The organism is Streptomyces sp. TM32 (genome assembly GCF_004122755.1).
Lineage (GTDB): Bacteria > Actinomycetota > Actinomycetes > Streptomycetales > Streptomycetaceae > Streptomyces > Streptomyces sioyaensis.
The window spans coordinates 1-11,324 of record NZ_SDIG01000193.1 but is presented as its reverse complement, the minus strand read 5'-3'; the positions used below and the strand labels follow the sequence as shown (position 1 = coordinate 11,324).

Genomic DNA, 11,324 nt, shown 5'->3' with positions numbered 1-11,324 from the left:
GCCAGACCCCTTACGAACGCCTCAAGCAGAAGACACAGCCCACGACCCAGGGGTAAACGATCAACCTCAGTCGCACACACCGGGGGCCAAGTCGTGGCCATTGACAGGGGCCACCTCGGACCGCCTGCGAGGCATCGGAGGTCGGCGCAGCATTCAGCCATTCGGGCAGACGAAGCGGAAGGAAGGTCGGCGGTGAGATTGGATTGCGCCCCGGGCGGCTCCGTCCGGTTTCCTTCGGCGCGCTCTCTTCCCCGCACCCGCCGTGTGGTTCTCGATGCGCAGGTCGAAGGGTTTTTCCGTCCTTGCGTGCGTCCCGATGGCCTGACGTCTCATTTTTTGACGAACCTGGCGAGTCGTACAGTTGTCTGACCGCTTGAGGGCTTTGCGTATGATCTTATTTTCGCCGTTGGTCTTGTCACGGCCTCCCCTTATGCACATAGCTATTGCGTGCCCCGCTTCCTCGTCCGGGCTCCCGATGAGGCTGGGCAGGATGACTGGGAGCCGGTCTCCGGTTCGGAGCCATCCAGGAGGGGCGGTCGTGACACCTGTAGGTGAGGAGAAGTCATGAAGAAGGCTTATGAGGCGCCGACGCTGGTCCGGCTGGGGACGTTCCGGAAGAAGACCGGGCTCTTGCAGAGCTCTGGCAACGACCGTCTGATCCTGAGCAAGAACTGACGGGCGACGGTTTCTGACTCGACGTCATGACTGAACTGCACGAGAGTGCGGGGACGGGTCCCGGCGACGCGCACTTCACGGTCTTTACCGACCGGGAGGACGCGGCCGCCGTGGCCCGCTCCTTCGCCCGCCCCGCAACGCGAATCCTGGAGCATGCTTCGGGCCGGCCCTGGCTGGTGGGGCAGTGGCACGATGAGGAGATCGTCACCGCGCGCGCCGGTCACGCGGCCCTCGCCGTCATCGGCTGCTGTCCGATCGACGCCGCAGAGCTCGAGCGCCAAGCCGGGAGGCTGCGGGATCTCGACGAACTCGACGCACTGACCCGCTCCCTTCCAGGGAGCTTCCATCTCGTCGCCACGCTCGGCGGACGGCTCAGGGTGCAGGGCACTGCCTCCGGGCTCCGGCTGGTCTTCCATGCGCCCGTCGGCGGGGTGCAGGTGGCTGCCACCCGCGCCGATGTACTCGCCGCCGCGCTCGGCGCCGAGCTGGACGAGGAGCAACTGGCCGTCCGGCTGCTGTGGCCCGTTCCTCATCCGCTCGCCGAGGTATCCATGTGGCGAGGGATTACCACCGTGGCCCCGCAGGACGCGCTGATCATCTCGCCGGATGGTCGGACAGCACGCCACTCGCGCTGGTGGATGCCGCCGGAACCGGTACGCACGCTCGCCGACGGCGCGCCGCTGGTCCGCGAAGCCCTGGTCGCGGCGGTCGATGCCCGCACCCGTCAGGGCGGCGTGGTCAGCTGCGACCTGTCCGGCGGCCTGGATTCCACCTCCATCTGCTTCCTGGCCGGCCGCTCACCGGCCCGGGTAGTGGCCAGCACCTGGCCGGGGCGCGACCCCGCCGACACCGACCTGTACTGGGCCGAACAGGCCGCCCGCTCGATGCCGGACATCGACCACGTGGTCTGGGACGCCGATACCTCGCCGCTCGTCTACACAGACCTGCTCGGCATCGATGACCTGCTGGACGAACCGACCATCGGCGTCATGGACCGATCAAGGGTCCTGCACCACCTGCCCGCCATGGCCGAGCGCGGCAGCCGGCTGCACCTGACCGGCATCGGCGGCGACCACGTGGCCTGGTGCTCCGAGGCGTACTACCACCGGCTGCTGCGCACCCGCCCGCTGTTCGCGCTGCGCCAACTGCGCGGCTTCAAGGCCCTGTGGCAGTGGCCGCTTGGCTCCACCGCACGCGCGCTGGCCGACTCGCGGCCGTACGGGAAGTGGCTCGCCGACTCCAGCAGGAGTCTGCGAGACCCCCTGCCCGAGACCGTCGCGACCAGCCTCGGCTGGGGCATGCCCCCTCGCCTCTTCGACTGGGTCACCCCCGACACCGAACGCATGGCCCAACGTGCCCTGCGCGAAGCCGCCGCGAAGGCGGTCCCCCTTCACCCGGACCGCGGTCTGCACACCGACCTCGAACAGATCCTTTCCTGCACCCGCATCATCCGTCAGTGGGACCGGATGGCCGCCCGGGCCGGCGTACCGATGGCCTCGCCGTTCCTCGACGACCGCGTCATCCAGGCATGCCTGGCGGTGCGCCCGAGCGAGCGCGTCACGCCCTGGCAGTACAAACCCCTCCTGACCGCCGCCATGAGCGGGATCGTGCCCGAGGCGTGCCTGCGGCGCACCAACAAGGCCGCCGCTTCCATGGACGCATCCAACGGACTGCGCGAACACCGCGCCGATCTGCTGGCACTGTGGAAGGACTCCCGGCTGGAACAGCTCGGCCTCATCGACGGCGCAGCCCTGCGCCGGCTCGCCCAGCGGCCGGCCACACCCGCACTGCGCGACGCGATCCTCTACTCGACCATCGCCGCCGAAGTGTGGCTGCGCGGCCTCCACCGCACCACCGAGCCCACAGCCCCCACCTCCTCATGACCACGACTCCCAGTAGAACGGGCACACACATGGCATTAAAGTTCCGTGCCGACATCTCCACTGCCGAGACCGACTACGGCACCGTCCTCCTGGACGAACACGCCGGGGACTACTGGGAGCTGAATCCCACCGGCACCCTGGTGGTCAACACGCTGATGGCGGGCGGCGACGAAGCCGCCGCGGTCGCCGCGCTCGCCGGCGAGTTCGACATCGACCTCGTCCAGGCGAAGCAGGACGTCGACACCCTCGTACAGCAGCTGCGGACCTCGGGGCTGGCCCAATGACAACCCCCAGCGCCCTGCAGCGGCCCACCGGCGTGCCCCTCGTGCGACGCCTGGCCGCCCGACTCGTGCTGCTCCCCGCCCTCGTCATCGCCCTCCTGCCGCCCCGCCGGATCCGCGCCGTGCTCCACCTCGCATGCCGCCAAGCCACGCCGGCCACCGCCGCACAGGCAAAGCAGGCGCGCGACGCGATGTGCGCAGTGAGCCTGCGCTGCGCCGGCCCGAAAGGCTGCCTACCCCGGTCTCTGGGAGCCGCGCTGCTGTGCCGCCTGGCAGGGACCTGGCCGACTTGGTGCACCGGGGTACGCGTGGTACCGCCGTTCACGGCACACGCCTGGATCGAAGTAGACGGACGCCCCGTGGACGAGGGCGTACCCGACGACTACTTCACCCGGCTCATCACGGTCGCTCCCGCGAGCCGGTTAGGCCGATGACCGACACCGCCGTGGACCAGGCACAGCCGACGGCCGGGGGCGACCGCTCCACCCGGGCCGCAGTCGCCACCATGTACCGGCTCACCAGCGGCCACCGGGCCTCAATCACCGTCGCCACCGCACTCACCCTCGTCGGCTCCGCCCTCGGGCTCGCCCAGCCGCTCGTCGCCAAACAGGCAGTGGACGCAAGCGGACGCGGACAGGCGCTGTGGCCACTGCTGCTGCTCCTGGCCGTACTGTTCGTCACCGAAGCTGCGACCAGCGCGGTGGGCCGCTTCGTCCTGGAGCGCATGGGCGAAAGCATCGTACGAGGACTGCGCCACAGCCTGGTGGCGCGGCTCCTCCGGCTGGAGATGAGAGAGTACGACCGCCACCGCAGCGGCGACCTGATCTCCCGGGTCACCACCGACACCACCCTGCTCAGAGAAGTGGTCTCCCAGGCCCTTGTCGACCTGGTCACCGGCGCCCTCGTCGCCGCGGGAGCGATCACCCTCATGATGTGGATCGACCCGCTGCTGCTCCTCCTGGTCACCCTCACCGTAGCTAGCGCCGCTGTGATCGTCGCCTCGCTCCTCAAGGGCATCCGGGCCGCCTCCGAACGCATGCAGACCACCGTCGGCGCTATCGCCGCCGACCTCGAACGCGCCCTCGGCGCCCTGCCGATGGTCCGCGTGCACCGAGCCGAGGACCGTGAAGCGGCCCGCATCGGAGAACGCGTCGAGGCGGCCTACCGCGCCGGCGTACGGACCGCGAAACTCGCCTCCCTGATGAGCCCCGCGGTCGAACTCGCCGTCCAGGGCTCCTTCCTGATCGTCCTGGTCATCGGCGGCCTGCGGGTCAACGGCCACGCCAACTCCCTCGGCGACCTGGTCGCCTTCCTCCTGTACGCCTCCTACCTGGTCCTCCCACTGTCCTCGGTCTTCCGCGCAGCCGGCCTGATCCAGCGCGGCATGGGCGCCTACCAGCGCATCGAACAGGCACTTTCCCTGCCGGCCGAGCCCTCCCAGCAGACCCCGGCCCTCCGGGCATACACGCGTCAGGCAGCCCGGCAGACCATCCCGTACCAGGAACCCGCCCTCGCCCTGCGCAATCTCACCTTCAGCTACAACCCGGACCGGCCGGTACTGCGCGGCGTCTCGTTCACTGTCCCCTACCGGCAGCAGACAGCCCTGGTCGGCCTGTCGGGTGCCGGAAAAAGCACGATCTTCGCCCTCATCGCCAGATTCCACGAACCGGACTCCGGGACCCTGCTCTTCGACGGCCTGCCCGCCACCGAACTGAGCCGCACCGCATGCCGCGGACGCATCGCCGTCGCCGACCAGAACGCATACGTCGTCCACGGCACCCTCTGGGACAACATCACCTACGCCACGCCCGACGCCACCCAGGCAGAAGTACAACACGTCGTCGAGCTCGCCCAGCTGGAAGGCGTCGTGCGGCGGCTGCCGGACGGCTTGTCGGAAATGCTCGGCGAACGCGGCGGCACCCTGTCAGCGGGAGAGCGCCAACGGGTCGCCCTGGCCCGCGCCCTGCTCGCCCGCCCCTCGATCCTCCTACTCGACGAGCCCACCTCCCACCTCGACACCATCAATGAGACCGCGCTCACCACGGTGATGAAGGACGTCGCCCGAGAATGCGCCGTCCTGGTCATCGCACACCGGCTGTCCACCGTCCAGCACGCCGACCAGATCGTCGTACTGAACAACGGCCGCACCACCGCCCAAGGACGTCACCAGGAACTACTCACCAGCAGCCCCACCTACCGCGAACTGGCCGCCGGACAGATGCTCCACCCAGCCAACGCCCAGACCTCCCCGTGACGACCGGGCGCCCCCACCCACGCCACCCGCTGTGAACCGGACACGGACACGACGCAGGGGAACTCGCCCAGGGCGAGGCGGTCACCTTCGGAGCCGACGACAGCGCCGACGAAATCTTCGCCACCATGGCCCGCCACAAGGTCCGCCGCCTGCCCGTCATCGATGGCCACCGCCTGGTCGGTATGGTCGCCCTCGCCGACGTTGCCCGCGTCCTGCCAACCCCCAGGTCGGCGACCTCCTCGAAGCCCTCTCTTCCGACAGACACACCTGTCGGCTCCGCCCGGGTGGCGGAGCCGGCTCGGCGGGCGTGGGCTGGTGGCCTTGCGGCTCTTGCGCAGTGGGTGGAGCGGGAAGGTGACCCACCGGTGCCGCGCGGCCACAGCGAACAGATCACCGTTGCCGGTGAGGGCGGCGGCGAGGCGTAACCGGTGCTCGTGAAACTAGGCGTATGAATCTCCAACACCAAGCAACGCCGCGCCAAACTCACCACCGAGCAGCGGGCAGCACTCACGGAACTCAGAGTGGACTGGGCCTGATGCACCGCACCGGCCACCGGCCAGCGCTGACCGATCGCGATCGCATTTGCCCGGGGCTGCAACGGCCCCGGGCCCTCTTCACGCCCATCACCGCAGGTCATGCTGCAGATTCTGCCCCCGTCTGCCCACCAACTGTCGAACCTGGGGTGTGGTGCCGCAACGAAGCTGTCAGGACGACGGCACCGATGACGATCACGGCGCCGAACACGAGGAAGGCGATCGCGTGCCCGAACCGGTCGGCCACGAGGCCGCCGGCCAGCGGACCGATCGGCTGAGCGGCCATGGAGATCAAGTTCGTGGCGGAGCTCACCCGGCCTGTGAGCTTCTCGGGGGTGAGCTGGAGCAGCTCGGTGCTGAAGGCGACATTGCCCACTGCCGTGACGCACAGGACTACGGCCAGCAAAGCGCCGATCAGCAGCGGCGCGGTGACCGTCGCGAGCAGTGGGACGATGACGCCCGCTGTCCAGCAGCAGAGGGTCACCGCGGACCGGGTGTGCTCGAACGCGCGAAGGCGTGGCGCGAGCAGAGCACCGACGAGCGAGCCGACGGCGGCCAGCGCGACAAGCGCTCCGCTGGAACGTCCGCTGGGGTCCGTCCGGGCACCCGTGGTGAGCGCCACCAGCATGACTGCGCCGAACGCGGCGTTGAGCCCACCGCCGAACACGACCAGGACGGTTCGCACGTAGCGCTGACGCCACACGAAGCGCAATCCGGCCACCATGTGCCGCGGAGTGAGCGGGCGTTCTGTCCGGCCGGGTGCCGACCGTGCCCGAATCGCCAGCAGGCACGAGAACGACACGAGCAGACCGCCTGCCGCGGCAGCGAACGGCACCGCCGGTGAAACCCCGAACAGCAGACCGCCCAGCAGCGGGCCGGCAACCGCGGCTCCGGCCTCCCGTGCCTGCAACCGGGACAGGGCGGGGCCGACCTGGCCGGCGGGGACGACCGCACGCAGCAGCGCGTTGGCCGCCGGGAGATACACCAGGCCCTGGACCGAAACCACTGCGACGGCCGACAGCATCAGCCACAGCATCGGATTCCCGGCCAGAACCGACATGGCCAGCGTGAGGGACACCGCCACCCCGGCGAGCTCACAGCCGAGCATCAGCCGTCGGCGCTCGACGGCATCCGCGACCGCGCCGGCCGGGATGACCGCGGCGACCAGGGTGATGCCGGCGACCGAACCGACCAGCCCGGCCTCGGCCGGGGAGCCCGTTTCCCGAAGGACCAGCAGCGGCAAGGCGAGTGTCCACATCCGGGAACCTAGATTCGCCAGCAGCCCGCCGCACCACAGCAGCCGGAAATCACGGTTCTTCCGCAGCGGAAGGCCGCTCTTCGTGCCGTCCACGCCGATGCCTCCTCGACCGCGGCAGGGCAACGCGGTTTGTCGGCTGCACCCGGCAGTGACAAACCGCGCCGTTCCCATACAACTCAGAACCGGAAGAGGGTCTTGCTAGGGGACTCGAAGCTGAAGCAGCTCCGGCTGTCGACCGCGTCGATCACAGCAAGGTTCTGCAATTCCAGAATGGACGTCATTGTTTTCACCTCCCTCGCTTGTCTAGCTGGGCTGTCGGCGACCGCAGGTCGAGGAGCGGCAGAAACGCCGCCGTACCCTCGTACACCGCGTGCAGGGCCAGCAGGATGCCTGCCGAGCCCATCGCCAGGTCCATGGAGACGCGCTGCAGCTGCTCGCCGGGGAACACCAGGTTTCCGCCGCGGTCCAGGGCGTGCCAGCCGAGCCGTCGCACGTGTTCCCGCAGCGCGGGACCGTCCTCTTCGATGCCGAGTTGCGCGATCATCGCGATGATGCCCGCGCGTCCGCTGAACATGCCGGGCTGGTAGACGAATGGCACCGAAAAACCCCGTCGGATACCGGCCAGGATCCGCTGCAGCTCGGGATCGTCGCGTCGCCGCAGGTACTCCCGGACGACGAGCCCGACCCCCCCGCTGCCACCGTCGAGGTAGAACAGATAGCGGTGGCCGTCCCGGAGCTGGAAGGTGCCGTCCGGAAGCAGTTCGCCCCGATCGAGGTCGGCGCGCAGCGCCCGGTGGGCGAGATCCAGATAGCGGGAGGCACCGGTCTCCTCGTGCAGCCGCAGGAAGAGCACCGCCATTCCGGCGGGCCCGCGCAACAAGCCTTGGTCACCTGTCCAATTCGTCCGCCCCGTCAGCACGTCGGCTGCGTCTTCGCCGGCACGCAAGGCTGCCGCACGTAATTCGTCGTCACCGGTGACGTGCGCGAAGTGCAGTAGGTTGAGCGCCCGGCCGGCCGTCCCAGCGTAGAGGTTCGTCGAAGACCGCAGGTGGTCGAACTGCCGGGCCGACTTCAGCATCTCCAGTGCCTCGTCGTGTCTGCCGAGCGTGTCGAGCACCGAGGCGACGCCGTGGGTGCCGGTGTAGAGCCCATGAGGCGGCCGTCCGGGTGATTCCCGGGCAGCGCGGACCAGCCAGGCGATGTAGTCCTCCGGTACGGCGGCGCCGACCTGGTGGAGTGCGAAGAGCACTCCCGCGGCGCCGTGCGCGATCCCGGCACCGCCGGTGCGGAACTGGGCGGGCCCGCCAGGGAACAGCCGATCCGGGCGGTCCGGCGTGGCGCTGGCGTGGATGCCCGCGACCAGGGAATCCCGGATCCGGGGCCAAGAGGGGTGTTCCGTCATGAAGAACTCGGCGGCCTCGTCCCGCCCGAGCTCCGTGCCTTCGGGGAGCAGCGTTCGCATCAGCTCGGTGCCCAGCTCGGCGGGCATTCCCTCGGTCTCGCAGGCCTGCCTGACCAGCGTCGTAACCTTGCGCCGGTCCAGATCGATCAGCTGGTTGGACATCGTGAACAGGTAGAGCCGAAGACAGCTCAGGGAGTGGAGATCCACCGCTGCGCCGGTCGCGTCGGCCGGGGCGGTGAACCCCGGCACCGCCACGTCCTGCGGCGCCTCGTCACCCAGATCGGTGGCGAACTCGAAATCCACGAACGCGATCCGGCCGTCCGGCCGGATCAGGACGTTCCGCGGATGCAGGTCCCCGAAACCGACTCCGCGGGCGTGCACGGCCATCAGCGCCCGCGTCACTCGATCCAGCACTTCGACGGCCCAGTTCCGGTATTCGGCGATCTGCGCGTCAGTCGGTGCCGGATGCACCATGGGCCGGTGACTTTGGATGGCCTCCAGCAATGTCATACCGTCCACGTACTCTTCGACAATGAAGTGGTGGTCCTGCACCACGAGGTAATCGAGGAACCGAGGCACGCAGTCGAGCCCGGCGAGCCTGAGCAGCGCGGTCCGCGCCAGGCCCAGCCGGGCCACCGCGTCCCGCTCGTGCCGGTCGACGCCGGCGTGCGGCCGCGCCTCCCGGAGCACCACCTGTGTACCTGACCGATCCCTGGCGAGGTAGATGCCCCCGGCGTTGGAGAAGTGAAGCGCCCTTTCCACCTCGTAAGGAAGTGCCGCGTCGCCACCCGAGCGCAGAGCTTCCAGATGGGGCTCCAATACCTCCGGCACCCGGACCCATTCCGGCATGGTGAAAACCGGTGCCCGGCGATCAGGGACGAGATTTCCGTGCGGATCCTTGATGGCCAGTACCGGTCGGTCGTCGTCGCCCTGGCACCACATATCAGTGAACGCCCCGTAACGCACGTAGAGCGGACCAGCGCCGATGCGCAGATCACCCAGGATGTACGGACCGGTCATACCGCCGAACTGGTCGCCGAGCGTCTCCAGCGCGTGGGCGAGTTGCACCTCGTCGCGCGGGTACAGCGTCGCGAGTTTGCCGCTGGCGCCCCGCGTCGCGTATTTCGCGTTGGCCAGCAAAACCGCGTCCCGGCTGCGCAGGAACTTGAAACTCATCGCGTGCGCCACGCAGTAATCCCAGACGGCGTCGAGACACTGCGGTGTTTCCGCCAAGGTCACCGAAACGTGGATCTTCCATCCCTGGGAGGGGGCGGCGGCGTGGGGCGCGTGGAGACCGACCCACATGTCCCATTCATCACGCTGCCAGCCGCCGGGAACCGAACGGTTCGCCAGCACGAACCGGTTGCCAGCGTCGTCTATCCGGTCCGGTGTCTCGAAGAAGGTGTCGTCTGCCAGGCAGTAGGCCCAGTAACTCTGCTCATCCATTTCCCGCCCCCTGTACGTACCTCGTCCCACGGTGTACCGCAGGGACCAAGGAACGTCATCACCCACGGCAACTACGATTCCAACCTGAGTAGGCCCCGCGGTTCCCCCGAGGACCAACCAAGACAACCCACCCACTCACCCCCTGCGTCAACGCGCAGGCAATAGGCATGACGATCATGCTCCTCGCCATCCGGTCTAGCCCAATTTGCCCCGTGTTCGCCGCATGGATATGCCTCAGCAAAGGCCCTACCAGCGACCCACTCTGACGCCTCGTGAGCAGACGCGATCCCATGACATCGCCGCAGATCACAGACCTGGAGAGAGGTATGTTCCCACCGACTGATGAACTCGGGGTCGCGGGCGGGAGTGGCCGACCGGACCGTCCCCGTCTCGTCGGCGGTCACCACAGGGCGAACCCCTCGACGTAGAGGTCGTGCGCGAGTACATGACACCCCCGGTCGCGCAGTCCTTCCACGACAGCAGTGAACACCGCGTGGCTGAAACTGCCCAGACTCGGGTGGAACGGCGGGGCTACCGGAAGTAGAACCGCTGGTAGGAGAGGCCGTTGTAGCCGAACGCACGCAACCCGTAAGCGGAGCTGTCGTCGATGACACGGCCGGTGTTCTCGTTCTGGTAACTCGCGCTACCGTCAGACTGGTAGATGATCCGCCATTTCTGGTAGTTGAGGCCATTGCAGCCGAACGCGCGCAACCCATAAGCGAAACTGTCGTCCACGCAGCGGCCGGTGTTCTGATTCTGCAGGACCCAACTGCCATCGGGCTGCGAATAGTAGTTGAATCTCTGGTAGTTGAGGCCGTTGCAGCCGAACGCGCGCAACCCATAGGCGAAACTGTCGTCCACGCAGCGGCCGGTGTTCTGATTCTGCAGGGCGTAGGCGTAGACAGTCCCGTTGGAGAGCCTCCCGTGGTGCTGGAGCTTGGACGACGTGGTGGCGCCGGCGGCGTTGCCAGACACGGTGAGCGCGAGCGTCGCCGAGGCGATGGCCGCGGCACGGGCTACGCGGCCCTGGAGCAGCATGCTGATGTTCACGGTCGACTCCTATCGGGATAGACGAGATCTAACCTGAGCAGTAGCCGGGGCCCACGCGGGCGGCCCACGTTAAACAGCCGGGCACCAAGCCGGTACAGAGGGAAGCGAACCGGCCATGTGGCTCTCCCCCTTTCGGCTTGGCTCTTTGCGCGGACAGCCTTCTGTTGGAGGACTTCGGTGCCCTCGTCCCCGGCATCCGTCTCTGCGCCGTACGTGAAGCATGCCGCTGCGCCTGAGCCACGGTCACCTCGCGGCCTTGGCTGCGAGGCCGCCTCCTGGCGGAGGCGTACGGCGTTCTCGACGCCTCCTCACTGAGAGCAATCGATGCCTCAAGCGTGCTCACACGGGCCCACCAGCGCGAAGACACCACGCACAAGCTGTACTGCGACCCGGAGTTCGACAGACCCCGTGGTCCACCGCGCAGGCAGGACCTTGAGAACAAGATAAGTCGTGGCAGGCCCCAGCATGACAGTCGGTTCCGGCCATTAATTCGGGGATCCGGGGCCGGGGTTGGGGCGGGGGTACTGTGGGACTATGAAGGG

8 protein-coding genes and 2 pseudogenes are annotated in these 11,324 nt (G+C 68.3%); 7 read left to right on the top strand and 3 right to left on the bottom strand.

The annotated features are described in order from the left end of the window. Positions 1 to 564: 564 nt before the first annotated feature. The 7 genes and pseudogenes from EST92_RS27970 to EST92_RS32450 all read left to right on the top strand — a co-directional run. Positions 565 to 675 carry a keywimysin-related RiPP gene (locus EST92_RS27970; protein ID WP_107050258.1) on the top strand — a complete coding sequence of 37 codons (111 nt, stop codon included), beginning with the start codon at positions 565 to 567 and terminating at the stop codon, positions 673 to 675. Positions 676 to 701: 26 nt separating this feature from the next. Continuing rightward, positions 702 to 2,558 carry a lasso peptide isopeptide bond-forming cyclase gene (locus EST92_RS27965; protein WP_129283522.1) on the top strand — a complete coding sequence of 619 codons (1,857 nt, stop codon included), beginning with the start codon at positions 702 to 704 and terminating at the stop codon, positions 2,556 to 2,558. A gap of 29 nt (positions 2,559 to 2,587) precedes the next feature. Next, a complete protein-coding gene (locus EST92_RS27960) occupies positions 2,588 to 2,842 on the top strand; it encodes a lasso peptide biosynthesis PqqD family chaperone (RefSeq protein WP_129283521.1) in 255 nt (84 codons plus the stop codon). Next, positions 2,839 to 3,273, top strand: coding sequence for a lasso peptide biosynthesis B2 protein (locus tag EST92_RS27955; protein ID WP_129283520.1), 435 nt, complete (start codon positions 2,839 to 2,841; stop codon positions 3,271 to 3,273). The genes EST92_RS27960 and EST92_RS27955 overlap by 4 nt, the downstream gene beginning before the upstream one ends. After that, on the top strand, positions 3,270 to 5,093 hold the full coding sequence (locus EST92_RS27950; protein WP_129283519.1) for an ABC transporter ATP-binding protein: 1,824 nt from the start codon (positions 3,270 to 3,272) through the stop codon (positions 5,091 to 5,093). Before EST92_RS27955 ends, EST92_RS27950 begins: the two co-directional genes overlap by 4 nt. A gap of 53 nt (positions 5,094 to 5,146) precedes the next feature. After that, positions 5,147 to 5,352, top strand: a pseudogene (locus tag EST92_RS27945) (CBS domain-containing protein); the annotation flags it as partial. A 37-nt stretch (positions 5,353 to 5,389) separates the two neighbouring features. Then, a pseudogene (locus EST92_RS32450) lies at positions 5,390 to 5,629 on the top strand (Helicase associated domain protein); the annotation flags it as partial. 97 nt (positions 5,630 to 5,726) lie between these two features. Here EST92_RS32450 and EST92_RS27935 read toward each other — a convergent pair. The 3 genes from EST92_RS27935 to EST92_RS27920 form a co-directional block, all read right to left on the bottom strand. Then, positions 5,727 to 6,977 carry an MFS transporter gene (locus EST92_RS27935; RefSeq protein ID WP_161981784.1) on the bottom strand — a complete coding sequence of 417 codons (1,251 nt, stop codon included), beginning with the start codon at positions 6,975 to 6,977 and terminating at the stop codon, positions 5,727 to 5,729. 193 nt (positions 6,978 to 7,170) lie between these two features. Beyond that, on the bottom strand, positions 7,171 to 9,732 hold the full coding sequence (gene lanKC / locus EST92_RS27930) for a class III lanthionine synthetase LanKC (RefSeq protein WP_129283517.1): 2,562 nt from the start codon (positions 9,730 to 9,732) through the stop codon (positions 7,171 to 7,173). A gap of 531 nt (positions 9,733 to 10,263) precedes the next feature. Continuing rightward, positions 10,264 to 10,782, bottom strand: a complete 519-nt coding sequence (locus tag EST92_RS27920) for a ricin-type beta-trefoil lectin domain protein (protein WP_254069060.1) — start codon at positions 10,780 to 10,782, stop codon at positions 10,264 to 10,266. Between the last annotated feature and the right edge of the window lie 542 nt (positions 10,783 to 11,324).

Coding starts and splice junctions, on each gene's coding strand:
- EST92_RS27970 (WP_107050258.1), top strand. CDS start 565: ATGAAGAAGGCTTATGAGGCGCCGACGCTGGTCCGGCTGGGGACGTTC.
- EST92_RS27965 (WP_129283522.1), top strand. CDS start 702: ATGACTGAACTGCACGAGAGTGCGGGGACGGGTCCCGGCGACGCGCAC.
- EST92_RS27960 (WP_129283521.1), top strand. CDS start 2,588: ATGGCATTAAAGTTCCGTGCCGACATCTCCACTGCCGAGACCGACTAC.
- EST92_RS27955 (WP_129283520.1), top strand. CDS start 2,839: ATGACAACCCCCAGCGCCCTGCAGCGGCCCACCGGCGTGCCCCTCGTG.
- EST92_RS27950 (WP_129283519.1), top strand. CDS start 3,270: ATGACCGACACCGCCGTGGACCAGGCACAGCCGACGGCCGGGGGCGAC.
- lanKC (WP_129283517.1), bottom strand. CDS start 9,732: ATGGATGAGCAGAGTTACTGGGCCTACTGCCTGGCAGACGACACCTTC.